Here is a 25109-nt window from a genome sequence, read left to right as displayed (position 1 = left end):
CAAATCTTCAATGCTTTTTTATTGTTTGTAAGTTTATAGTTGAAGTTGTTTATCTATAAACTGTTGATGTAAGGTGGATTAACAAAATAAGAAGAGAGGGTGGGAAAATGTACACAGTGGGAATTATAACTGCAAGTGATAAAGGGGCAGTAGGGGAAAGAGAAGATATTAGCGGTAAATTAATTAAAAAAGTTGTTGAGGAGTTCGGATATGAAGTCAAAAGATATATAGTTCTTCCGGATGAACAGGAACAAATTGCAGAAGAACTAAAATATCAAGCAGATAAATTAAAGTTAAACTTAATATTTACGACAGGTGGAACGGGTTTTAGCAGAAGGGATGTAACACCTGAAGCTACTTTATCAGTTATAGATAGACAAGCTATGGGGATTGCCGAGGCTATACGCTTTTATAGTTTAAAAATTACTCCGAGGGCGATGCTCTCAAGGGCGGTTTCAGGAATAAGAAAAGGTACATTAATAATTAATCTTCCAGGAAGCCCTAAGGCTGTTGAGGAGGCGTTTGTATTTATTTTAGATTCTGTAGAACATGGACTTGAGATACTTACAGGCGATGCATCTGAGTGTGCGAGAAAATAGAGGATTTTCATACTAAATTAGCTTTCAGAGTAAAGGGGAGAATGAAAATGAAAAAAATTAATGTACATGAAGCTGTTGGTTCAGTAATTTGTCATGATATAACTCAGATAATACCTGGAAAAGTAAAGGATGCAGCTTTTAAAAAAGGTCATATTGTGAGAGAGGAAGATATACCTGTACTATTGTCTCTTGGAAAAGAACATCTATATGTTTGGGAAAAAAAAGAAGGTATGCTTCACGAGAATGAAGCAGCAGAAAGACTTAAAAATTTATCTGCCGGGAAAGGCCTATGCTTTAGCGAAACTAAGGAAGGCAAGATTAACTTTATAGCTGAAGCTGATGGGCTTCTTAAAGTAGATAAAGAACTTTTACTTGAATTAAACAGCATGGGTGAAATTATTTTATCTACTCTGCATAATAATATGCCGGTAAAAAAAGGTCAAAAGGTTGCAGGTACTAAAATAATACCCTTAGTTATAGAAGAAGAAAAAATTAAAAAGGCTGAAGAGATTATTAATAAAAAAATAATAGAAGTACTTCCTTATAGGGCAAAAAAAGTTGCTATCGTTACTACAGGAAGTGAGGTATATAGTGGAAGAATAAAAGATTCCTTTGGGCCTGTGATAAAAAGAAAGGTGGAAGAATTTAATTGTCAAGTTATAGGACAAGTAATTGTTCCAGATAACTTAGAGGTAATTAAGAAAGCGATAAAAGAATGGATAAGTAAGGGAGCAGAGATGATTATATGCACTGGGGGTATGTCAGTAGATCCGGATGATTTAACTCCAACCGCGATAAAAAGTATAGGCGGTGAGCTTGTTTCTTATGGTGCTCCCATATTGCCCGGTTCAATGTTTTTACTGGCCTATGAAAAGGAACTGCCTATTTTAGGACTTCCTGGCTGCGTAATGTATAATGAAAGAACTGTTTTTGATTTGGTGCTTCCAAGGCTTCTTGCAGGTGAAAAGCTTACTAATTATGATATAGCTGCCTATGGTCATGGAGGGTTATGCATGGAATGTGATCCGTGCAGGTTTCCAAACTGCAGCTTTGGAAAGGGAGTGTAATGATGCAGTATAACCTAACACATTTTGATGAGGACGGGAAAGCCAGAATGGTAGATGTAAGTGAAAAAGCAGAAACCAAAAGAACAGCTCTTGCTGAAGGGAAAATTCGAATGAAGGCTGACACCCTATCACTAATAAAGCAGGGACGTATAGAAAAAGGAGATGTGCTTGGAGTTGCAAGAGTTGCAGGAATTATGGCAGCTAAGAAAACTTCAGACATTATTCCTATGTGCCATCCTATTATGATATCGGGATGCTGTCTAAATTTTAAAATAAATGACAAGGAAAGCTATATAACTATAGAGGCTGAAGCAAAGACAACAGGAAAGACAGGAATTGAAATGGAGGTATTAACCGCAGTTTCTGCTGCAGCTCTTACCATATACGATATGTGTAAGGCTGTAGACAGAGGAATGATAATAGAAGACATTCATCTGCTTAAAAAAGATGGAGGAAAGAGTGGAGAGTGGATATATTGATTGACCAATGGGGAAGAACTATAGATTATTTGCGAATATCTGTTACTGACAGGTGTAATTTAAGATGTAAATACTGTATGCCTGATAAAGATATATCTTTTATGCAGAAGAAAGAATTATTGACAAAAGATGAAATCTGCAGAATAGCTAAACTTGCTTCGGATATAGGAATAAAAAAAGTACGAATTACTGGTGGAGAGCCTTTAATTAGAAAGGACACTACAGATATTATAAAAGATATAAAATCTCTTAAAAATATAAAGGAAGTTTGCTTAACAACAAATGGTATATTCTTAAATAGTTATCTAGATAAGTTGATAGACTCTGGTATAGATGCAATCAATGTAAGTCTGGATACATTAAAAGAAGATAAATATAGGGATATAACAGGCGGCGGGGATATTATGCCTGTTTTAAACTCTATTAATAAATGTATTGAAAAAGGTATTAAAGTAAAATTAAATGCTGTTATTATAAAGGACTTTAATGATAAAGAAATTCTTGATTTTATTAAGTTCGCAGAGGAAAAAAATATAGAGTTTAGATTTATTGAAATGATGCCTTTAGGAGCAGGAAAAAAATTTGAAACTATTACTGTTGATGAAATAAAAAAGTTAATTGAAGAAAATAGAAAATTAATTCCATATAAAAGCTCTCCTAAAAATAATGGACCGGCAGTTTATTATAAAACAGAAGAAGGAAAAGGAACTATTGGTTTTATAAGCCCTATAAGTCATACCTTCTGCGGGAACTGTAACAGAATTAGATTAACTGCTGATGGCTTTTTAAAGCAGTGTCTTCACTTTAAGAAAGGAGAAGACTTAAAAAAATTAATGCGACAAGGAATAACTGATGAAGAGCTTACTAATGTAATAAAAGAATGCTGCTACTCAAAACCAGAGCAACATGCATTCCAATCAGAAAACCAAGATTCAGAAAAAAGGTTTATGTACCAAATCGGAGGGTAAAAGCCCTAAATGGGCTTTTACGGACATCCTGCGAACGGAAGTGAGTAAGTATAGGATGTCCCGGGTCTGAAGACAAAGCCCTAAATGGGCTTTTACGGACATCCTGCGAACGGAAGTGAGTAAGTATAGGATGTCCCGGGTCTGAAGACAAAGCCCTAAATGGGCTTTTACGGACATCCTGCGAACGGAAGTGAGTAAGTATAGGATGTCCCGGGTCTGAAGACAAAGCCCTAAATGGGCTTTTACGGGCATCCTGCGAACGGAAGTGAGCAAGACCAGGATGCCCCGGTTCGAAGAAAGGAGTTGTTTTGAATGGCAGAAATATTAGCCTTATGCATAAGTGAAAAAAAAGGTACAGAGAAAGTTGATGCAGGTGAAGCAGAGTTTATAGAAGATTATGGAATAAAAGGCGATGCCCATGCAGGTAACTGGCACAGACAAGTAAGTCTTTTATCCTATGAAAAAATTGAAGAGTTTAATAATAGAGGGATAAGTGTAAAATTTGGAGCCTTTGGAGAAAATATAGTTGTAAAAGGAATTGACTTAGCTAAGCTTCCTATAGGTACAAAACTTAGAATAGGAGAAATACTTTTAGAGGTAACTCAGATAGGGAAAAAGTGTCATGACCGATGTCATATTTATTATACAGTTGGCGATTGCATAATGCCAAGAGAGGGAATATTCTCAAGAGTACTAAAGGGTGGAATTGCAAAAATAGGAGACAAAATAGAAATCGACCAATGGAATAATTTATGATAAAATGAAATTGAAAAAACTGATGATTATATAGGAGAGAATTATGGATAAAAAAATTATATCTACAAAAAATGCTCCAGGAGCAATAGGACCATATTCACAAGCAATAAAGGCAGGAAACTTTGTTTATACCTCAGGACAGCTTCCGGTTAATCCTGCTACAGGAGAATTAGTTTCTGATATTAAGGAAGCAACTGCACAATCTTTAGAAAATGTTAAGGCAATATTAGAGGAAGCAGGCACTTCTTTAAACAAGGTAGTTAAAACATTAGTATTTATAAGTGACATGAATGATTTTGCGGCAATGAATGAAGTATATGCAAAATATTTCACAGAAAATCCTCCGGCAAGGTCCTGTGTTGAAGTTGCAAGACTTCCAAAGGATGCAAAAGTGGAAATTGAAGTTATTGCTTTAATGGATTAAGTAATAAAAATTCCTGCAACTTTATATTGCAGGAATTTTTATTTTTCTAATTTTTCTGTCATCAGGCTACCAAATTAAAAAAAATATTGCTATAATAGGGATAAGTGGTGAAAATTTGACAATGGGGGAGAAAAAATGAAAAAGAGAGTAGCTAATGACAAATTAAAGCTAAAATCACGAATTGGATTTAAATTAATTGTTATTCTTATACTTTTAACAATTATACCTATAACTTCTCTTGGTCTAGTTTCTTATGTAAGCTCTAAAAAAGTGATAATGAATAGATTTACGGTTAGTACACAGCAGACATTATCTGAAGTTAACAGGGGAATTGATAATTATTTTGACAGTTTAAAAAGACAAATAAATATTTTAGCTGCAAATGAAAATGTACAAGCGATTAATACTGATCAGCAGGCATATCAGCAGAAGCTAATAGATTCTCTTTCAACAGTTAAGGAAAACAATAGGGACCTTATGTCTGTATACCTGGCAACAAGTACAGGAAAATTATATTCATATCCAAACAGTGAAACAGCAGCTAATGTAGATTGTACAAATAAACCGTGGTATACAGAAGCGTTAAAAAATAAAGATTCTATTGTTGTAAGCGACCTTTATAAGGATGAAAAATCAGGACAAACTACAGTAACTATATCGAGAACTGTGCAATATAAAAATGATATAGTTGGTGTACTTGCTATGGATATTGATATGAATAATCTTGCCAACCAATTATCAAACATTAAAATAGGTAAAGAAGGATATGTATTTATAATCAATAAAACAGGAATCGTAATTTCACATCCAGACAACTCAAAAATAGGAACGGATTTACCAACTAAAATGAGTTATTGGAAAAATGTAAGCACCAAAGAAAGCGGCTTTGAGAAATATAATGATCTTGGTACAGAAAAGTATAATGTATATGTTACTAACAAAGAAAGTGGATGGAAAATTCTTGGTGTAATTGATCAAAAAGAGATAATGACTGATGTTCAAGGAATAGGAACTGCTATTTTAATCTTTACAATAGTATCAGTAATATTATCTACTATTATTGCAGTATTCTTAAGTATATGGATAACAAAGAATATAAATAGATTGAATGATGTATTTAAAAAAGCAGCTGATGGAAATTTGTCATCTAGAATTAACATCTTAACTAAAGATGAGTTTGGACAACTTGGTACTAATTTTAATAATATGCTTTCAAGTATAAGTACATTAATAAAAAGCGCTAAGGAATCATCAGATAATATATTAGAGGCTTCGAAAATTATAGATAATATTAGCAGTGAAACAAATACTTCAGTAAGTGAAGTTGCCTCTGCTATAGATTCAGTGGCAATAGGTGCTTCAAATCAAACAAGAGACATTGAAGAGGGTGTAAATAAGTTTAATGAACTGGAACAAAAAATTGATAATATAGTTAATTTATCTACTGATATGGAAGGAATATCAAGTAATACAGAGAAGGTAAGCAGAGAGGGCTTAAGCATCATAGACACGCTATTTGAAAAATCAAGAAAAACTATAAAAACAACTTCAAACATTCAAGATGCAGTACTTAATATGAGTAAATCAACTAATGAAATCGGAAGCATTACAGAAACTATTAACGATATAGCAGAGCAAACAAATCTTTTAGCTCTTAATGCGGCTATAGAAGCAGCAAGAGCAGGAGATGCAGGAAAGGGATTTGCGGTTGTAGCAGATGAAATAAGAAAGCTTGCTGAGCAATCTACAGATGCCACAAAAAAGATTCAACAGCTAATTGAAAAAATCAGCACGAAATCCAAGGCTACTGTTGATGCTATGAATGGAGCCGTAGCAATTGTAAATGAGCAAAATAAAGTAGTAGAAAGTACGAAACAAATATTTGGAAATATAATTAGTTCTATAAATGAGCTTGTTAATGGACTTCAAAGCATCGAAACAGCAGTTAGAGATGCGAATAACAGTAAAAGCGAGATTGTCGGAATAATGCATAATATCGCTGCAGTATCTGAAGAATCAGCAGCCAGCACAGAGGAAGTATCTGCTTCTATTGAAGAAGTTTCAGGAGCTTTAAATGGGTTTATGAGTAACGCAAATAGCTTGAAAGACATAGCTGTTAAGCTTCAAAATGAAATTAATAAGTTTAAGCTTAATGAATAATTATTGTATTTTATGTAATTTAATGCTAGTATATAAGCATAGCATATGAATGCTGCAAATATATAAAGTTATATGAGGTGTGAAATGAGCAATTGTTTTTTAACTAACAACTAATTAAATAGTAATCTTAAAATAGTACAGGTCAAAGTGTGTACTTTTTAAGAGATGATAGTTAAAAAACGCGTACAGGCAATTTATTTCACAGCTTAAATATAAGATATATATAATGCAATAAAGTTCTTACATTAATGATGTCACAAAATATCCAATCTTCAAGGATTTTTGGGATATCATTAATGTATTAGAACTTTTGCATTGTAGATGTTTAGTTTTTATGCTTAAAATAGCTGTAACCTGATTATGGGTTACAGCTTTAATATTTTTTGATACTTTAACTATCGTCTCGCAATTAATAAAGGAGATGAGCATATGAACGTTATTTTTGAAAATTTATATAAAGATTATGAAGGCAAAATAGTACTGAGCAATCTTACAGGAAGAATTAATGAAAATGATAAGATTGGTTTAATAGGTATAAACGGAGTTGGCAAGACAACTTTGGCAAAAATAATTGCAAAGCTGGAGTCATATGAAGAAGGAATGCTAAAATATTCACCTGGGAATATAAAAGCTATATATCTGAATCAGAATTCAGATAATTATAAAGCGATGTCTGTATATGATTTTTTATTTGAAGTTCTTAATGATAGAAAGAAGGATAAAATATATCAAGTTAAACTTAAACAAGCGATAGTAGAAGCAGGCTTAAGTGAACAAATATATAGTAAACAGTTTGGCCTTTTAAGCGGAGGAGAAAAAACTAAACTGGCTTTATGCAGAGTACTGATTGAAGATTTTGATTTGCTTATACTAGATGAACCAACAAATCATCTTGATTTGGAAGGGTGTAAATGGCTGGAGAATTTTTTGAATGGATTAAGAAAAACAGTTTTAATTATTTCTCATGATAGATATTTTTTAGATAAGACAACAAATAAAACTTGGGAATTATCTGCAAAGTTCCTGAAGGAATATGAAGGAAATTATAGTGATTACAAGCAGCAGAAAGAAATTGAAACTAAGAATAAGATTAAAGAATATGATAAGCAGGAGAAAAAAATAGAACACCTTAAAGAAGTTATAAATGACAGAAAGAATTGGTTTGATCAGGCTCATATGGCAGCCGGGCAAAATGATTTTGCAAGAGCAAAGGCTAAGAAACATGTAAGTGTTATGAGAGCTAAAGAGAAAGAGCTGGAAAGAGTAGAAAAAAATAAAATTGATAAACCAAAAGGAGAGACTGCAGCTTACTTTGATATATTAAATAGAAGCCTCATAAATACAAAACTTCCAAAGTATTTAGTTCAGATATATGATTTAAGCAAGCGCTATGAAAATAGAAATATATTTTCAAAAGCTTCCTTTAATATTATGAGAGGCGAAAAGATTGCTCTTTTAGGTGAGAATGGTGCAGGAAAAACAACTCTTCTTAAAATTATTAATGGACTTGATAAAAAATTTGAAGGAAAAGTAACTATAAATCCTTCTGTAAAAACAGCATATTTTGCTCAGGAATTAGATAGTCTTGATTATGACAAAAGTATATTGGAAAATGTTCTTTATTATGGCATAAACCATGCAGAGACTAGAATGCTTTTAGCTTGCCTTTTGTTTAAAGGAGACGAAGTGTTTAAGCTTGTTAAAAATTTAAGCATGGGAGAAAAATGCAGAACTGCATTTGCTAAAATAATTTTGTCTGAAGCAAATTTATTAGTATTAGATGAACTAACTAATTATATGGACATAGTTTCAAAAGAAAAAATAGAAGAGATTTTGAGTGAGTTTAAAGAAACTATCCTATTTGTGTCTCATGATAGATATTTTGTAAATAGATTAGCAACTAAAATTATTGAGATAAACAATGAAAAACTGATTTCTTATCCAGGAACTTTTGATGAGTATATAAGCAGGAAACAGAATTCAGATAGCAATAACACTGACTATAACGCTATAAGGGATATTATTAGCAAACTAGAATGTGAGTTGGCATTTTTAAGCGGCAGATTTAACGAAAAGCTGTCCGAAAGTGAAAAAGAAGAATTAGATAGAAAGTTTATTGAGATATCTAGAGAAATTAATACCTATAGACTCAAATTATAAAGAAGATAAGAATTTATCTTCTTATCTTCTTTATATAAAAAGTATGTGCATTAGAAAGAGAGCTATGCTAACATAAGATATATTATTTACCTGGGGTAAAGCTACAATAGCCTATTTTATCACAAGCTTCTTTCATTTCAGTCCATAGATTTTCTTCTTTTAATGTTTGTACAGAGGAAGGATAAAGTATATGGTTTTCTTTATATATGTGATCTCTTAAATTAAATATTAAAAACTTAGCTGCTTCATCAAGCTGAGTTTTAAACTCAGTAAAGTTCATATTTTGTACCTCTTCGGCAAGCTTTTTAATTTCATGCTTCTTAGCTCTAAGCATATCGTGTTCCATTCTCATTACTCTAGTAGGTCCTGTAACGCCTCTTTTTTCAAGCTCTGGGAAAAGAACATCTTCTTCTCTTTTATGATGAGGCTCAGCTCCAATTATTTCTACTGCTGTAGAATGGAGTTTGGCGAATATATCGTTATTTTCATCATAGCTTTCTAGTTTTTGAATCTCGTTGTTTATACCTTCTAATATATGAAGGCGTTTATTAATTTCCTCGTGCTCATCAATTAATGTTGTCAATACATGATCAGGGGTTAGGCCGAGCTTTAACCTGTCTAGTTCATCCTTTAAAACTTCCATATGAATATCGCAAAGATGTCTCAAATCTTCTGGCTTTGTCCCGTTTTCGATTAGCTTTTGTTCAGCTAAGGAAAGCTCAAGTGGGTCTACATTTTGAACCATTGTTAAGGCTTCCTGTCTTAATTCTGGAGATATATCACCGCTGTTTAATTTTTGAAGCAATTCTACTAAGCTATCTATTCTATTCATAAAAATCTCCCTTCAACATTCCGTTTATTTAACTCGTTGAGTTTATTATAACTTCATTGGTATTTATTTTCTGTGATTTAAATCAAATTTAAGGAGACAATATTAAAAGAATAGGAAATTGTAGATATATTTATTAATATGAATTATAATTATTATGTTAAATTTATAACTGATTTTGAATATGGAGAGTGATTATAATGATTCCAACACCGCATATTAATGTAAGTGAGCAGGGAATAATTGCAGAAACAGTACTACTACCAGGAGATCCTCTGAGAGCAAAATTTATTGCGGAAACTTTTTTAGAAAATCCTGTTCAGTTTAATACTGTTAGAAATATGTTTGGTTATACTGGTACATATAAAGGTAAAAGAATTTCTGTAATGGGAACAGGAATGGGAATGCCTTCAATAGGAATATATTCCTATGAATTAATTCATTTCTATGGGGTTAAGAATTTAATTCGTATTGGCTCAGCTGGTTCTCTTCAAGAAAATATTAAGGTAAGAGATATAGTTATTGGTATGGCAGCATCAACAAATTCAAATTTTGCAGCACAGTATAATCTGCCAGGAACTTTAGCACCAACAGCTTCCTTTGAGCTTGTAAAGAAGGCTGTAGATGCAGCAAATTCAAAAGGAATAGAACCTAAGGTAGGCAATATCTTATCATCAGATACTTTTTATGATGATGATTCGGAAAGTTGGAAAAAGTGGGCTAAGATGGGAGTGTTAGCAGTAGAAATGGAAGCTGCTGCTTTATATATGAATGCTGCACGTGCAGGAGTAAATGCTCTTTGTATTTTGACAATATCAGATTCTCTTGTTACTCATGAAGCTACTACAGCTGAGGAACGTCAGCATACTTTTACTCAAATGATGGAAATAGCTTTAGAGTTAGCTTAATAGTAAGGAGAGTGCTTATCACTCTCCTTTAATCTATTTAATATTAAAGCAAACAGGTGATAAAAATGAAATTTTTTAATAAGAACAAGCTAAGAATAAAAAAAGAGATTATAAAAGAAAAAGTTAAGTTTTATATTGATTATTCAAATTTAAAAGATAAATTTGAGTTTAAAAACAAACTACTAACTGATTTTATTAATAAGGAAAATTGTTTATTAATCATAGATTCAAAATTACAGCAAAAGGGCATTAATCAGGAAGAGACATCAGATAAACTTGAAGGTTGTCTGATTGGCAGCAATATTATATATAAGAAGATAGAAGATAGAGCCTCAGACAGCGTATCAGTTCTTGGCGTTTCTGTTAAACTTGATAATAAAAACAGACCCAAAAATTATATAATAGCATTTATAATTTCAGACAAAGACTTATATAAAGTGGAAACAATTATAAAGAAGTATAATAGTCACTTTTATATAGGTTTTATAAATGAAAGTTTAGAAGACATTATAAAATTATATAAAAATGATGATGATTTTAGTGAAAAATTTAAGTACACTATTTTTGACAATAATTCATTGGAAAGTATGGCTGTTTTATCTGAAATTGAAGATTTAGATAGAACTAAAGATATTATTGAACATGCAGCTAATTGATAAAGTTACTTTATGGCAACCCTTCACACATAATCATAAGCTTTCATACTATAACATTGAAGCAATATTTGGAGTGAGTATTTTTGCTGTATGCACTAATATTAGCAGGAGGAAAAGGCCTAAGATTATATCCATTATCTCGTGAAAAAAACCCAAAACAGTTTTTAAAGGTCATAAATAACAAAAGCTTTCTAAGAAATACAGTAGATAGAATCAAACCCCTTGTTAATAAGGAAAACATTTATGTAGTTACTAATGAAGAGTATTTGGATAAAATTTATGAGGAGCTTCCTGACATCAATAAAGCTAATATATTTGTTGAGCCTGCAAACAAAGAGACTGCAACATGCATTGGACTTTCAGCAGTTAAGCTTTTAAAAAAAGATAAAGATGCAACCATGATAGTTCTCCCCTCAGATCATTATATTGAAAATGATAAATTATTTCTAGATACTTTAGATCAAGCAGTGGAAATTGCTGAACGAAGGAGAGGCTTAATAACTATAGGAGTAAGTCCAACAAGACCTGAAACAGGCTATGGATATATTGAAATGGGTACTCGAATAAGTGGAGACATAGCTACATTCAAAGTTGAGAGGTTTACTGAGAAACCTAATGTGGAAGTAGCTAAAGATTTCATTATAAAAGGAACTTACCTATGGAACAGCGGCATGTTTGTTTGGAGAGCAGATGTATTTCTAAGAGAGATGGAAAAGTATCTTCCTAAAATGTATAAAAACTTAATGAATATATATCAGAGTCTAGGAGAACAAAATGAACATGATGTTATAGTTGAGCAGTATAACCTTATAGATGGAATTTCTGTGGACTTCGGTATTATGCAAAAGACTAGAAAAGCATATGTTATTAAGTGTGAGTTTATTTGGGATGATATAGGAAGTTTTGCTGCTTTGGGCAGATTTTTGACAGATTTCCGGGGAAATAACGTATCCGGAATAGCTTTTATGGAACAAAGCGAGAACTGTTATGTATTTGGAGATAAAAAGCTGATTATAGGTTTTGGAGTTAAGGATTTGGTAATTGTAGATGCTGGTGATGTGATTTTAGTTATGGATAGAAATAAAGAACAGGAAGTTAAACATTTAGTTAATGAAATAAAGCAGGAGAATGGATTAGAACAATACTTGTAGCTGTAAGCTTTAGTGAGAAATAATGCTCACTAAGGCTTTTTAATTTTTTCAAGGCAAATTTAATGTAACAATTATATTGTGGTCTGTGCTTTTTTATAATTATTATTAATATATTTATATTATACATATGGACGATAACAATTATCATTTACAAATCTGTATCATTATGATAGCATATTTGTAGGTTAAATGGCACAAACTTTGAATATTAAAACAAAAAAAGAAATAGGGGGAAATACGATATTGGAAGATTTAACTTCAAAGAGTGAGTTAAGAAGCTCTAGGAAAAAAGAGCATGTTCAACATTTTTTAAATGGTAATTTCGAAGGAGATAACTTTTTTAGACATATATATTTGGAACATAACTCCCTCCCTGAGCTGGATTTTGAAAAGATAGATACAAGATGCAGCTTTCTGGGAAAGAATATAAGCTTTCCTTTAATGATAAATGCAATGACTGGAGGTTTTAAGGACGGAGTTCGAATAAACGGTAATCTTGCAAGGCTTGCAGAGAAACTAAATATACCAATGGCAGTAGGTTCTCAGGCTATCGCTGTAGCAGATAAAGAGTATGAGTCATCTTTTAAGATTGTAAGAGAAATATTAAAAAATGGAGTGGTTATTTCAAATATTAATGCCTTTGCAGGAGTGGATGAAGTGCTTAGGGCTATTGATATGATACATGCTGATGCTGTTCAGATTCATTTGAATCCAGCACAGGAAATTGTTATGCCTGAAGGGGATAGGAATTTTAAAGGGGTATTAAGAAATATTCAAAACATAGTAACAAAAATAGATAAGCCAGTTATAGTAAAGGAAATCGGATTTGGCATTTCAAAATACACAGCTAATAGATTATTTGATGCAGGAGTAAGATATATAGACATAGGGGGAAGCGGTGGAACTAATTTTATAAAAATAGAAAGTGAGAGAAACAAGGAATTTGAATTCAGTGAATTATTTGACTGGGGAATACCCACAGCCTTAAGTCTTTTAGAGTGCAGAACTGTCAGCAAAGATTTAAACATTATCTGCAGTGGTGGAATGAAAAGTGCAGACGAGATAGTAAAGGCCTTATGTGCAGGAGCGGATATGACGGGAATAAGCGGACCTATTTTAAGAGAACTTTTAGAAGGTGGCTTTGAGGGAGCTTATAAATACCTGAAAAATATTATTTATAAAACTAAAGTAATTATGCTCCTTTTAGGCAAGGAAAATATAAATGACCTTAGAACCGTACCTTATAGGATAAAGGGAGAACTTAAGGAGTTACTTGAGTGCTAAACTGAGAAAGGACGAACTAATATGAGTACATTTTTTGAAAATCAAGCTATAGGAGAGGCACACAGCAAGCTGATTTTAGTCGGCGAACATGCTGTTGTTTATGGAAAGCCTGCTATTGCTATGCCTTTTCCGCTTAAGGCAAAAGCTATAGTTCACAGAATAGATGGATCTATTATGCTTGAATCATCAGTTTATACGGGACCTATTTCATGCCTGCCTGATAAAATGAAAGGAATATCAAGCTGTATTAATAAGACGCTAGAGTATTTAAATCATACTTCTGATGGACTATATATAAAAATTGATTCGGCGATTCCTTTAGGTCGCGGATTAGGATCAAGTGCTGCGGTTGCTATTGCATGTGTAAGAGCTTTAGCTTATTTATATGGAAAAGAGTTCACACAAAAAGAACTATTCTCACTTGTACATGTGGCTGAAACCTATGCTCACGGCAATCCCAGTGGAATTGATATGGCAGCAGAACTAAGCGAAAATCCGATATGGTTTCAAAAGGGACAAGAAACAAGTACTTTAAACGTGAAAGATAACTTATACATAGTAGTTGGTGATACAGGAAGAGCAGGAGATACACGCACAGCGGTAGAAAACGTGAGAAAAAACTATGATTCAGATCCAATGAAAATAAAAGAATCCATAATAGAAATAGCTAATATAGCAATTGAAACAAAAGCTGCTCTTGTTAGGGGAGATATGTATCTTCTTGGAAGTTTGCTTAATAGAAATCAAAAAGAACTTATGACTCTAGGTGTCAGCGATGAAGGACTAAATAAACTAATTGAAGCATCAAAAAATTCTGGAGCCTTAGGGGCAAAGCTTACTGGAGGAGGCCTGGGAGGATGCATAATTGCTCTTGCGCCAGATTTAGCAAAGGGCAGAATAATCTCAAAGGAACTCATAAAAGCAGGAGCAGTTCAAAGCTGGTGTTTTTCAACTGCTGAAGGTATACTTTACGAAACATAAGAATAGAAGGGGATAGTGAAATGAAGGCTGCAGCAAGAGCGAATACAAATATTGCACTTATTAAATATTGGGGAAAGCGTGACGAGAAATTATTTTTGCCAATGAACAGCAGTTTGTCCATAACGTTGGACAGGTTTTATACCGAAACATCTGTGGAGTTTAGAGAGGAGCTTAAAAGCGATGTATTCCTTCTTAATAATAAGCCTGCAGGTGAAGCTGAAGCTAATAAGGTATTTAGGTTTCTTGATAATATAAGAAAATTGGCTGGTACCAAAATGTATGCAGTAGTCATCTCTGAAAATATGGTTCCTACAGCGGCTGGCTTTGCTTCTTCAGCATCAGGTTTTGCTGCTTTAGCAGCCGCAGGGGTAAAGGCTCTCAATTTGAATTTAAATGAAAAGGAATTATCAATATTAGCTCGTCAAGGTTCAGGCTCTGCTTGCCGTTCTATATATGGTGGATATGTAGAGTGGCAAAAAGGAGAGAGGGGAGATGGAATGGATTCCTATGCAAACCAGCTTTTGACTGAAAAAGACTTGGATATATGCATTCTTTCCGTTTTAGTAGAATCAAATCAAAAGAAAATATCCAGCAGAGAAGGAATGAAGCGAACAGTAGAAACGTCACCTTTTTATTCAGGGTGGCTTGATACAGTAGAAAAAGATTTAGAAAAAGCAAAAGAGGCTATTAGAAATAGAGATTTTCAAAGCCTTGGAGAAACGGCAGAAGCAAACGCTTTAAAGATGCATGCTACTATGCTTGGAGCGAAGCCGCCGGTTTTGTACTGGCAAAGTGGAACTATGGAGATAATTCATCAGGTTCAAAGTCTTAGAATGTCTGGGATTAAAGTATATTTCACAATAGATGCGGGCCCTAATGTAAAGGTGCTTTGCCTTCCAAAAGATGAGCAAAAAGTTAGTGATACATTAATGAAACTTCCTGCTGTGAAGCAGATTATAACTTGTCATCCAGGGTCAGGAATTACTTATGTATAACAACCAAACTGTGTTTTTAATAAGAAAAAAATAAGCCTTACGCTATTCAATATATATAAGTTTTGAAGTTGTACCTAATAGAAGTCAAAAACAATTTAAAGGAGCTGATTAAATGAACAATATAAATAATGATTCAAAGAACAACATTGAGGTCTGGGAGGATCTTGTTAATATTAAAGATTTGGTTATATCGCTTATTATTTGCAGCGTTACAACTATGGGGGCGTATTTTCTTGCGCCTAAACAGCCACCTAAGCCTTTGCTGTTTGGATTATCCGGGGCAATACTTGGCTTTGTAATCTGCAGCATTGTTATAAAACCTAAAAGAGTATTTATAGAAACTGATAAGGAGAATTAAGATGGACATTGTTTTAATTTTGCAGATGATTCTTGCAGCTGTTATTGCAGCAGTTATGTATACAATAATTGGGGCAGCTCCCGGAGCAGACGAAACCGCAACTATAGCACCTGTAACATTAGTACTTGTTTTATCAGGGGTAAAACCTGTAATAATATTAGCCTTCTTTATTTCAGCTATTGTGGCAAGTAAGCTTATTGATGCTGTTCCTGTTTCCATAGCAGGAATTCCGGCAGGTGTTATGTCTACTCCTATGGTTGAGCATGCTATGGTGCTGAAAAAGAATGGACTAACAGATACAAGCATTCGAAAAATTGCGTCAGGAGCTATAATCGGCACCATAGTTTCAATACCTGTAAGCTTGTTCCTGGCTCGTGCATTGGTTCCTTTTTCAGCAGTTATAAAACAGTATGGAGATCCAGTTTTCTTTATTGGCGCCATACTTTTAGCTTTGATGTCTAAAAACAAATGGATATCTCTAGCTGCAATTTTGCCATTTGCCTTATTGATTCAAGGGCTTAGGTATATGTACTGGGGTATTGGAGTTGTACCAAAGGGAACTAACGTATTTACATCCTTCTTCTTAGCCATCACTATAGGACCAGTAATTTTAACATTGTTTGAACTTTTGAATAAAGATAAAAGAGACAATATGAAACGTTTTGATAAGAAGGAAATTAATTTAAAGAAGACAGAAGAAATTAAAAAGTTTCCAAATCCGTTTAAGATTCTTACTAAAAAAGAGGTTGGCTATAGCGCACTGGCTTCCCTAATAGGATCTGTTACATTTATCTTAAGTCCTGTTGGGCTTACTACTTTTCTTGGAGAACTTTTCTCAAGCCGTACAAAGGATCCGGTAGAAAAAGCTTCTCTTGCAGTATCAACTATGGAAGCTTTGGCTCAGGCAACCTATTTTTCAGGAACCTTAATACCACTTGTAGCTTTAGGAATACCTTTGTCACCAATGTCTATTGGTCCGGCAAATCCTTTGTTTAATGCTCCGCCAGTGTTTACCCTGCAGCACAATATGCATCATATATTAACAAACTCTGATTTTGTTTGGGCTACAATAATAGGTGCAGCAGTTGCAGCAACTTTTACCTATTTCATAACAGTTAAATACTCAAGACAGATCTGTGCTTTTGTATTTAAAAGAATACCTCACGAAGCATTGCTGGGCTTATTCTTCAGTTTAGTATTATTATTAGCCTTTATGGATGCAGGATGGATTAATATTGCAGGTGTTCTTCTGCTTGGTATTGTCGCAGGTACATTATATCGCTTGGGAGTTAATTACGGTGTGCTATTTATGATTTTATATTCTGCACCATGGATTATTAAAACAATAGCAGGTCAATAATAAAATATTGAATAGTTTTAACAGAAAGGATGAATAGCAATGACTTACTTAAGCTATAGTGTGAAAGTACCAGGAAAACTTATGATTGCTGGAGAATATGCTGTGCTTGAGCCTAATCAGAAGGCTGTGGTGGCAGCTGTAAATCGTTATGTAACAGCGTATATAGAGCCTTTCAGCCAGAACTGTATTTCTCTTCCTCAAATGGAACTTGAAGATATAACTTGGGAGATAAATGATGAAAGCATACAGTTTAGTATATCTGATTCACGCTTAGGCTTTATTGGGAATGCTATTGTTTCAGCAGTTAAATTTTTAAAAGAAAAATCGGTCATGCTATCTCCTTTTAAATTACAGATTAAAAGTCAGCTGGATGATCCGGCGACCGGAAAGAAATATGGGCTTGGTTCAAGTGCTGCGGTTGTTGCTGCAGTTATTTCTGCTGTATTATATTTACATAGTGCTCAGCTTGGAATACTTGAACTTGATGATATCTTTAAGCTTTCGGCTATTGCACATGTAAAAACACAGAAAAGCGGTTCTGGGGCTGATATTGCAGCAGCTGTTTATGGAGACTGGCTTGAGTATTCTGCCTTCAGTGCAGAGTGGTTACTAAAACAGCTAGATCAGGAAAAAATACTCACTGATATAGTTAAGAAAACTTGGCCAAATTTATCAATCAGGTCATTAACTTCTCCAGCAAACCTTCAATTAGCAGTAGGCTGGACAAAAGAATCAGCTGCAACAGCACCAATGATTCAAAAAGTGCATAATTTTAGATGCATCAATTTTGAAGCTTACAGCAGTTTTTTAAAAGAAAGTCAGGATTCTGTATCAAGCTTAATTAGAAGCTTCGAAACAAATAATTGTAATGGTGCTATTAATGCTCTTTCACAAAATCGCAGGACTCTCAGAAGGTTAGGGGAAAATGCAGGTATAAGCATTGAAACTAAAGAGCTTAAAACCTTATGTGATATTGCTGAAAACTTCGGCAGCGGCAAGCCTTCAGGCGCTGGAGGAGGAGATTGCGGAATTGCTTTTATAATAGGAAAACACAAGGTTCAGGAATTATATGAAGCGTGGCAGGAAGCTGGAATTGAGCCATTAGATTTATGTGTATCGAAAACTGGAATTAAAGTGGAAGTGTTAAAAAAAGTACATTTAAATTTCTTGAATTTTTGAGAAGTATAACAATTATTAAGATTATAGAGTGGTAGTTTAAAAATACTAAATAAACAAGGCCTTAAGTATAATGAAAAGTTACTAAAGTCTTGTTTATTTTTTGTTTTATTAAAAAATACCACTTTAAAAGAAAATTAACTATCAGAAGGAAAAGCAAATGTAAAAGTTCTTGCTTCAAATGAAAAATGGTATGGAGTTACTTATAGATAGGACAAGCAAATTGTAAAACAAGCTATACAGGCTTTAGTTGATAAAGGAGTATATCCAATAAATTTATGGGGGGATAAAGTTGGTAAATAATTATAACTTTGAGAAATACTTAGCAAATTTAATTTTAAAGGTAAGTATTTAGAAATAAAGCCGTATGGACTAGGACATATTAATGATACTTATGCAGTAAGTTATATGCAAACGATGGCAAGGTTATTAGATATATACTGCAAAGGATAAATACAAACATATTCAAAATACCTGATAAATTAATGGAGAATGTTGAAAACGTGACAAGATTTTTACAAAAAAAATAATAGCAGCAGGGGGAAACCCAGAGAGAGAAACACTAAATTTAATTAATACAATTGATGGAAAGTAATTTTATATGAACTCATCAGGAGAATTTTGGAGAAGCTATGTATTTATTGAAGGAGCTCAAACGTAACAAGTAGTTGGAAATTTAAAGCATTTTTATAATGCAGGAAAAGCTTTAGGCAAATTTGAGCAGCAGCTTAAAGATTTTCCTGCCGGAAAACTATACGAGACAATACCAGACTTTCACAATACCCAAAAACGTTTTGAAGCTTTTGTTAAAGCAGTTGAAGAAGATGAAAGAGATTTGACTAAAGTTTGTATGGATATGAATCTTTTTGAACATTTTACGCATGGATTTTTAGACGGTGTTAATAATTCCTTAACTGATATTGAACTTGAATGTTTACCATTTGGCGCTAAATTGATGACATTTGAATGCGGAATGAGATTTTTAGCAGATCATTTAAATGGTGATATTTATTTTAAAATACACAGAGAAAATCATAATCTAGATAGAGCAAGAACCCAATTTAAGATGGTGGCAGATATGGAAGAAAAGTTTGATGAAATGAAAAAGATAGTAAAGAAGTATAGTTAAATCGTTTCTAAAAGCTGATTATATTATAATTTGATTATGATATAAATAATTTTAAATAAAAGCACATGTATAGATTTTCAGACATATACTGATCAGATATTGAAAAAAGTGAGGACGTCCATAATTTTGTGTAAATTATGGACGTCCTCTAACTATATGAGTGTATCTCTAATCCACATTCATTTGCTGCTAAAAATAAGGACAAATAGTTTGATTATTTTAATGATTTGTCCATCTAATCAAAATTTATGACCGAATTGTTAAATACATAGGAAAATAAAAAAATTACAATGGAAGTAAATGGAGGGAAAAATATAAGTGAATTCTATGTTGAAGGAAAAAATTTACTTTTGGCAATGTGCCAACGATGATTTTATCAATTTAATGTAAGGTGGGAAATTATTGAAAAGGTATAAAATTGGAATAATTGGTGCTGGACTTAGATCGGTATTTTTTGTGAATGAAATACTTAAGAAAGAAAAGCTGGAAATAGCTGCAATAGCAGATATAGAGATGAATAACATGGATCACCTATGTAACATATACGAAAAGAAGTGGGATAAATATTTGAATTATAAGGATTTGCTAGAGAGAGAAGATATTGAGGGCATAGTTTTAGCCACTCCTGATTATATGCACGAAGAGCATGCTGTTGAAATATTAAGAGCAGGGAAACATCTTTTTCTTGAAAAACCAATAGCAGTTACTTTAGAAGGTGCCAGAAGGATAATTAAAGAAAGAAATAGAAGTGGAAAGATACTTATTGTTGGCTTTGTATTAAGATATAATAATCTTTATAAAAAAATGAAGGAATTAATAGATAGTGGAATTATAGGAGAAGTAAAATCAGGATGGGTGCTACATTCTGTTGGAACGAGCAGTGAATGGTTTTTTCACGATTGGCACTGCAAAATGGAGAATACCGGCGGACTTTTAATTCAGAAGGGAAGTCATGATTTTGACATAATAAACTGGATTGCTAATTCTAAAGTGAAAAAAATTGCAGCTATGGGAAGTTTGGATTTTTTTGGCGGAAATAATTTAAATGAACTAGAATGTCAAAACTGCAAGGATAGAAGTAGATGTAGCGAAGCTATTAAAGGAAATAATGTTATTTTGAGAAAATACAATGGTAAAATAGCTAAAATTGTTTATAATCAACGGAAAAATAAATGTGCTTTTAGAGAAGAAATAAATGTTTTAGATAACTATCAAGTATTGCTTGAGTATGAAAATGGAGTTAAAGCATCTTATTTTGAAAACCATTATACTCCTGATGATAATAGAGAGTACATATTCATTGGAACAAAAGGCAAGTTAATACTTAATGATGAAGAAGACACGATTACTTTAAAACTTAGAAATGGAATGCAGGATAGAAAAGAAAAAATAGTATATGAGAATTTGAAAGCTTTAAAGTGGCATGGAGATGGCAATAGCTATATTTTAGATGATTTTATTAGTGCTATGGGGAGTGGAATAAATCCGAATGCCAGTGGTGAGGCAGGATTAGATGCCATAGAAATAGCAATTACGGCACATATGTCTATAATAAGCGGAGAAGTTAAATATTTGATTAAATAAATAGGAGGCATTTATATGTTAAATAATGAATTACAGGAAGAGTTTTTTACAATGACAAAAATTGATTGGATAGAAAATAAAAACAATATAACTCATATAAAATCCGGAAGCTGTGAGATAAAGATTAATTTTTACAAAGAAGATATCGTTAGAATATGGATGGAACCTAAGGGAAAGTTTCAAGATCCCACAGAAGGTAAAATTTTAGCTCTAAATAATTTTAAAGCTCCTGAAATCGTTTTTGATGATGAGGGAAACTATTATAAAATACAAAGTAAAAAATGTGTCATTAGAGTATATAAAAATCCATTAAAATTTGCTATGTATGATTTTAGAGATGTAAGCTCTATTTGGGAGGAAGAAGTTTCACTGCAATATTCAGAAAAAAGTACAAAGCAAACTTTAAAAACAAAAGAGGATGAATATTTCTATGGCGGAGGAGTACAAAATGGGTATTTCTCACATAAAAATAAAACTATTTGTATAGAAAATCTTATTACTCATTGGAATGATGGTGCTGTATCTAATCCTGTACCATTTTATATGAGCACAGCAGGATATGGAGCATTTAGAAATACTTTTAAAAAAGGAGTTTATGAATTCAAACAAACTGCGGTTACATGCCATGATGAAAATAGATTTGATTGTTTCTATTTCTATGGACCATCCTTAAAACAAATACTTAATGGATATACTCAAATTACAGGAAGACCGGCCTTTATACCAAGATGGGGATTAGGGCTTGGTGATGCTGATTGCTATAACACAAGCAATACAACTTATAGTGGAACACATAATAAACCAAATAAAGTAACAACCATAGATGTTTTGCAAGTTGCCCAAAAATATAGAGATATGGATATGCCTGGCGCCTGGATACTTCCCAACGATGGCTATGGATGTGGATATAATGATTTGGATATAGTTGTTAAAGAATGCTATGAGAAGTATGGTTTTAGAGTTGGACTTTGGACAGAGAATGGAGTAGAAAAGATTCAGCATGAAGTTGGAAAATTAGGAAGCAGATTATGTAAGCTTGACGTTGCATGGGTTGGATCAGGATATGATTTTGCATTAAATGCATCCAAAACAGCTTTTGAAGGTATTGAAAATAGTACTACAGTAAAGAATTCCGATGGAACATATTCAGAAAGAGGATATATATGGTCTGTTTGCGGATGGGCCGGTACACAAAGATATTCTACAGTTTGGACAGGAGATCAAAGTGGTAATTGGGAATATATAAGATTCCACATTCCAACATATATAGGTTCCGGATTATCAGGAATTCCATATATAGGTAGTGATGTAGATGGCATATTTGGTGGTTCGGCAAAGACTCAAGTAAGAGATCTGCAATGGAAGGTTTTCACTCCTATAATGATTAATATGTCAGGCTGGGCGGATAAAGACAAACAGCCTTGGGTATGGGGAGAACCATATACAAGTATAAACAGAAAATACCTAAAATTAAGACAAAGATTAACTCCTTATCTATATACTTATGCAGAGGAAGCCTATGAAACCGGTATGCCAATGGTAAGAGGAATGGTTTTAGAATTTCCTAAAGATAATTTTGCTAAGACCAAAAATACACAATATCAGTTTATGTGCGGTAAATGGATTTTAGTTGCACCTGTATATGAAGATAAAGAATCGAGAAATGAAATATACCTGCCGGAAGGTAAATGGATTGATTATTGGACAGGAAAACAATATGATGGCGGGAAAGTAATAAATAATTATGAAGCAGCTTTAGATACTCTTCCATTACTAATCAGAGCAGGAGCAATTATACCTATGTATCCTGAAGCTTTATATGATGGACAAGTCCAAACAGATGAAAATAATCCATTAACAATAGAGGTTTATCCAAGTGGGATAACATCCTTTGAATTATATGAAGATGATGGACATACTACACTGTATAAACAAGGAAAATTCTCCAAAACTACTATTATATCTAAAGAAGGTAATGGTGAATTTACTATTAATGTTGGTTCTGCTATTGGGAACTATTATGGAATGCCATTTGCAAGAAAATATGAATTTAAAATTCATAGTGCTGTAGAACCAAACAATGTGAAGTTTATTTGCGGAGAAGGCTCTGGAAGCTTTAATAAGGCAGACTCAATGGAAGAATGGAAGAATACAAAATGCTGCTGTTGGTACTTTAATAAAGAAGAAAAAGTAGGTGTGCTATATGTAAAAACAAAGGCAATTCCTCTGCACAGTGAATTTAAATTATGTGTAGATAAGTTTTGCTCTGAAATTTATAAAGAAATGCCCAAAGATATTGAGGTACCAAATGTTCCAAGTGGCTTTAAAATAACTGAAATTCAAGATACAGAATTAAGAATTCAATGGAATAAAGCAGATGGTGCAAATTATTACGAGATAAAAGCAGATGGAATTATATACTCAAATCTTTACGATATATTTATCCATAATGAATTAGATTTTTTGTCAGAGCACAGATATCAAATAAGAGCTGTAAATGCAAGTGGATATAGTAAGTGGAGTGAAGAAATTTCAGGTACAACTCTAGAAGATAAAATGAAAGGTGCTATACCTTTTGAAGAACTTACAGCATATAGCTCAAGTGCTCTTGGAGAAAAATACTATCCGGAAAAAGCTGTAGATGGAGAAAATTCTACAGAATGGATTTCAAATTATAAATATGAAAAGCTTCCTCAAAGCATTACTATAGATATGGCAAAAATCTATGAGGTTGAAAAAATTGTTTATACTCCTAGACAAGAAAATTCAAAAGCAGTAATTACAAAATATAATTTCTATACAAGTGAAGATGGAAAGAGATTTGAGAAAGTTGTATCTGAAGGAACTTGGCTAGATGATGGTAAAGATAAAACTATTGAAATTAAACCTACTAAGTTAAAAAGTGTAAAGCTTGAAGCTTTGGAGTGTTCAACCCCAGAATTTGAAGGTGCGTCTGCTATTCAAATTAGTATATTCAAAGCTCATGAGGCTAAAGGTGAAGTGGCTGCTGACTTTACAGGAGATGGAAAAGTAGATATGGCAGACCTAAACTTTGCACTTCAATATTATGGATCAAAAGAAGGAGATAATGATTGGCCTTATGTTTCTAAGGCAGATATAAATAAAGATGGAGTTATAGGCATATACGATGTAGCTTATACATCAAACTTAATTGAGCCAAGAAGTATTTATATAAATGAAAATAAAGCAAGCGGTACTTTAAAATTGAAGTATGAAAAACTCGAGGTTAATGCAAATCAAGAGTTTACTGTAGACATAACTGGAGAATGTATTACAGATTTATATGCCTTTGAGAGTGTAATTAAACTTGATAAGAATATTTATGAATTAGTAAGCTTTGAAGCTGCAGAAATATCTAAAATGATGATTTCGGCTTGTAAAGAAAAAGAGGATAAAATTTTAGTGGCATATACAAATTTAGGAGACATAGAAGGTATAAATGGAAATGGTGTTCTTGCAAAAATTAAACTAAGAGCAAAGGTGAGTGCCAAAGTAGATATTAATATGGAAAGCGGAATAATAATAGGATCAAATTTTGATGTGGTTAGCATGCAAGACTCAATAATTTCTGATAGTAATAAAGAAGGATTTGAATTCCAAATACCAAAAGCAAAACTTGCAGCAGAAGCAAGCTCAGAGCAAGCAGAAGAAGGAGATGGAAGTGCGGGAAGTATTTTAGATAAGAATCCGGATACTCATTGGCATACACCATGGAATAAGAGTGCGTTACTTCCACAAAGTATCACTGTTGATTTAGGTAAAGAATATACCGTAAGTAAAGTAAAATGCAAATTAAGAGGAATTGGAGCATATGGAGTCATCACCTCATACACTATTTTTTCCATAGATGAAAAGAATAATGAAGCCAAAATTTCTGAGGGTAAATGGATAGATGATGGAAAAATTAAATGTGTGATATTTGAAAATCCAATATCAGCAAGAAAAATAAAAATTCAGGCAAATGAAGGAAATGGCGGGTTTGCTACTATGGTTGACCTAAATATTTACGCTGTTATTTAAAAATTATAGGGTTTTAAGTACAGTTATTAACTTATACATGCTCA

General features: G+C 33.0%; 21 protein-coding genes. 20 read left to right on the top strand and 1 reads right to left on the bottom strand.

The window, feature by feature from the left end; translation table 11 throughout:
* Positions 1 to 107 precede the first annotated feature (107 nt).
* The 8 genes from JK636_RS08980 (at position 108) to abc-f (ending at position 8613) form a co-directional block, all read left to right on the top strand.
* Positions 108 to 599 carry a MogA/MoaB family molybdenum cofactor biosynthesis protein gene (locus tag JK636_RS08980; RefSeq protein WP_202748487.1) on the top strand — a complete coding sequence of 164 codons (492 nt, stop codon included), beginning with the start codon at positions 108 to 110 and terminating at the stop codon, positions 597 to 599.
* A 47-nt stretch (positions 600 to 646) separates the two neighbouring features.
* On the top strand, positions 647 to 1666 hold the full coding sequence (locus tag JK636_RS08975) for a molybdopterin-binding protein (protein WP_202748486.1): 1020 nt from the start codon (positions 647 to 649) through the stop codon (positions 1664 to 1666).
* A gap of 2 nt (positions 1667 to 1668) precedes the next feature.
* On the top strand, positions 1669 to 2145 hold the full coding sequence (moaC, locus tag JK636_RS08970; protein ID WP_243428142.1) for a cyclic pyranopterin monophosphate synthase MoaC: 477 nt from the start codon (positions 1669 to 1671) through the stop codon (positions 2143 to 2145).
* Positions 2142 to 3113 (top strand): GTP 3',8-cyclase MoaA, encoded by a 972-nt coding sequence (gene moaA, locus JK636_RS08965; protein WP_202748797.1) that lies wholly within the window; start codon positions 2142 to 2144, stop codon positions 3111 to 3113. Before moaC ends, moaA begins: the two co-directional genes overlap by 4 nt.
* A gap of 312 nt (positions 3114 to 3425) precedes the next feature.
* The gene (locus tag JK636_RS08960; protein WP_202748484.1) at positions 3426 to 3869 is read left to right on the top strand and encodes an MOSC domain-containing protein; all 444 of its coding nucleotides are present in this window, start codon (positions 3426 to 3428) and stop codon (positions 3867 to 3869) included.
* Positions 3870 to 3912: 43 nt separating this feature from the next.
* Positions 3913 to 4293, top strand: coding sequence for a RidA family protein (locus JK636_RS08955; protein WP_202748483.1), 381 nt, complete (start codon positions 3913 to 3915; stop codon positions 4291 to 4293).
* 135 nt (positions 4294 to 4428) lie between these two features.
* Entirely contained in the window at positions 4429 to 6453 is a 2025-nt protein-coding gene (locus JK636_RS08950) for a methyl-accepting chemotaxis protein (RefSeq protein WP_202748482.1), read from the top strand.
* Between the two features lie 429 nt (positions 6454 to 6882).
* Positions 6883 to 8613 carry a ribosomal protection-like ABC-F family protein gene (abc-f, locus tag JK636_RS08945; protein WP_202748481.1) on the top strand — a complete coding sequence of 577 codons (1731 nt, stop codon included), beginning with the start codon at positions 6883 to 6885 and terminating at the stop codon, positions 8611 to 8613.
* 82 nt (positions 8614 to 8695) lie between these two features.
* Here the strand turns inward: abc-f and JK636_RS08940 are convergent, their stop codons facing one another.
* Positions 8696 to 9445: a DUF438 domain-containing protein gene (locus JK636_RS08940; protein WP_207751705.1), complete on the bottom strand. Its 750-nt coding sequence runs from the start codon at positions 9443 to 9445 to the stop codon at positions 8696 to 8698.
* Positions 9446 to 9642: 197 nt separating this feature from the next.
* On the opposite strand from JK636_RS08940, the gene deoD reads away from it, so the two are divergent.
* The 12 genes from deoD to JK636_RS08880 all read left to right on the top strand — a co-directional run bounded on the left by deoD (position 9643) and on the right by JK636_RS08880 (position 25065).
* Positions 9643 to 10350 carry a purine-nucleoside phosphorylase gene (gene deoD, locus JK636_RS08935; RefSeq protein ID WP_202748480.1) on the top strand — a complete coding sequence of 236 codons (708 nt, stop codon included), beginning with the start codon at positions 9643 to 9645 and terminating at the stop codon, positions 10348 to 10350.
* Between the two features lie 65 nt (positions 10351 to 10415).
* Entirely contained in the window at positions 10416 to 11006 is a 591-nt protein-coding gene (locus tag JK636_RS08930) for a hypothetical protein (RefSeq protein WP_202748479.1), read from the top strand.
* A gap of 83 nt (positions 11007 to 11089) precedes the next feature.
* Entirely contained in the window at positions 11090 to 12157 is a 1068-nt protein-coding gene (locus tag JK636_RS08925; RefSeq protein ID WP_202748478.1) for a mannose-1-phosphate guanylyltransferase, read from the top strand.
* Positions 12158 to 12400: 243 nt separating this feature from the next.
* On the top strand, positions 12401 to 13441 hold the full coding sequence (fni, locus tag JK636_RS08920) for a type 2 isopentenyl-diphosphate Delta-isomerase (RefSeq protein ID WP_202748477.1): 1041 nt from the start codon (positions 12401 to 12403) through the stop codon (positions 13439 to 13441).
* Between the two features lie 21 nt (positions 13442 to 13462).
* Complete coding sequence (gene mvk / locus JK636_RS08915; RefSeq protein WP_202748476.1) at positions 13463 to 14422, top strand: mevalonate kinase; 960 nt, start codon at positions 13463 to 13465, stop codon at positions 14420 to 14422.
* A gap of 20 nt (positions 14423 to 14442) precedes the next feature.
* Complete coding sequence (gene mvaD / locus JK636_RS08910; protein WP_202748475.1) at positions 14443 to 15417, top strand: diphosphomevalonate decarboxylase; 975 nt, start codon at positions 14443 to 14445, stop codon at positions 15415 to 15417.
* A gap of 112 nt (positions 15418 to 15529) precedes the next feature.
* The gene (locus JK636_RS08905) at positions 15530 to 15775 is read left to right on the top strand and encodes a hypothetical protein (protein ID WP_202748474.1); all 246 of its coding nucleotides are present in this window, start codon (positions 15530 to 15532) and stop codon (positions 15773 to 15775) included.
* A 1-nt stretch (position 15776) separates the two neighbouring features.
* On the top strand, positions 15777 to 17135 hold the full coding sequence (locus JK636_RS08900; RefSeq protein WP_202748473.1) for a tripartite tricarboxylate transporter permease: 1359 nt from the start codon (positions 15777 to 15779) through the stop codon (positions 17133 to 17135).
* Positions 17136 to 17174: 39 nt separating this feature from the next.
* Positions 17175 to 18314, top strand: coding sequence for a phosphomevalonate kinase (locus tag JK636_RS08895; RefSeq protein ID WP_202748472.1), 1140 nt, complete (start codon positions 17175 to 17177; stop codon positions 18312 to 18314).
* A gap of 832 nt (positions 18315 to 19146) precedes the next feature.
* Positions 19147 to 19440: a hypothetical protein gene (locus JK636_RS24025; RefSeq protein ID WP_338025744.1), complete on the top strand. Its 294-nt coding sequence runs from the start codon at positions 19147 to 19149 to the stop codon at positions 19438 to 19440.
* 402 nt (positions 19441 to 19842) lie between these two features.
* Positions 19843 to 21024 carry a Gfo/Idh/MocA family protein gene (locus tag JK636_RS08885; RefSeq protein WP_202748471.1) on the top strand — a complete coding sequence of 394 codons (1182 nt, stop codon included), beginning with the start codon at positions 19843 to 19845 and terminating at the stop codon, positions 21022 to 21024.
* 15 nt (positions 21025 to 21039) lie between these two features.
* Positions 21040 to 25065 carry a discoidin domain-containing protein gene (locus tag JK636_RS08880; protein WP_202748470.1) on the top strand — a complete coding sequence of 1342 codons (4026 nt, stop codon included), beginning with the start codon at positions 21040 to 21042 and terminating at the stop codon, positions 25063 to 25065.
* Positions 25066 to 25109: the final 44 nt, after the last annotated feature.

The organism is Clostridium rhizosphaerae (assembly GCF_016765585.1).
Classification (GTDB): domain Bacteria; phylum Bacillota; class Clostridia; order Clostridiales; family Clostridiaceae; genus Clostridium_AT; species Clostridium_AT rhizosphaerae.
This window is presented reverse-complemented; position numbering and strand designations above follow the sequence as displayed.

Excerpts from the sequence above, each read along its gene's own strand:
- JK636_RS08980 (WP_202748487.1), top strand. The coding sequence starts at position 108 with ATGTACACAGTGGGAATTATAACTGCAAGTGATAAAGGGGCAGTAGGG.
- JK636_RS08975 (WP_202748486.1), top strand. The coding sequence starts at position 647 with ATGAAAAAAATTAATGTACATGAAGCTGTTGGTTCAGTAATTTGTCAT.
- moaC (WP_243428142.1), top strand. The coding sequence starts at position 1,669 with ATGCAGTATAACCTAACACATTTTGATGAGGACGGGAAAGCCAGAATG.
- JK636_RS08960 (WP_202748484.1), top strand. The coding sequence starts at position 3,426 with ATGGCAGAAATATTAGCCTTATGCATAAGTGAAAAAAAAGGTACAGAG.
- JK636_RS08955 (WP_202748483.1), top strand. The coding sequence starts at position 3,913 with ATGGATAAAAAAATTATATCTACAAAAAATGCTCCAGGAGCAATAGGA.
- JK636_RS08950 (WP_202748482.1), top strand. The coding sequence starts at position 4,429 with ATGAAAAAGAGAGTAGCTAATGACAAATTAAAGCTAAAATCACGAATT.
- abc-f (WP_202748481.1), top strand. The coding sequence starts at position 6,883 with ATGAACGTTATTTTTGAAAATTTATATAAAGATTATGAAGGCAAAATA.
- JK636_RS08940 (WP_207751705.1), bottom strand. The coding sequence starts at position 9,445 with ATGAATAGAATAGATAGCTTAGTAGAATTGCTTCAAAAATTAAACAGC.
- deoD (WP_202748480.1), top strand. The coding sequence starts at position 9,643 with ATGATTCCAACACCGCATATTAATGTAAGTGAGCAGGGAATAATTGCA.
- JK636_RS08930 (WP_202748479.1), top strand. The coding sequence starts at position 10,416 with ATGAAATTTTTTAATAAGAACAAGCTAAGAATAAAAAAAGAGATTATA.
- mvk (WP_202748476.1), top strand. The coding sequence starts at position 13,463 with ATGAGTACATTTTTTGAAAATCAAGCTATAGGAGAGGCACACAGCAAG.
- mvaD (WP_202748475.1), top strand. The coding sequence starts at position 14,443 with ATGAAGGCTGCAGCAAGAGCGAATACAAATATTGCACTTATTAAATAT.
- JK636_RS08905 (WP_202748474.1), top strand. The coding sequence starts at position 15,530 with ATGAACAATATAAATAATGATTCAAAGAACAACATTGAGGTCTGGGAG.
- JK636_RS08900 (WP_202748473.1), top strand. The coding sequence starts at position 15,777 with ATGGACATTGTTTTAATTTTGCAGATGATTCTTGCAGCTGTTATTGCA.
- JK636_RS08895 (WP_202748472.1), top strand. The coding sequence starts at position 17,175 with ATGACTTACTTAAGCTATAGTGTGAAAGTACCAGGAAAACTTATGATT.
- JK636_RS08880 (WP_202748470.1), top strand. The coding sequence starts at position 21,040 with ATGTTAAATAATGAATTACAGGAAGAGTTTTTTACAATGACAAAAATT.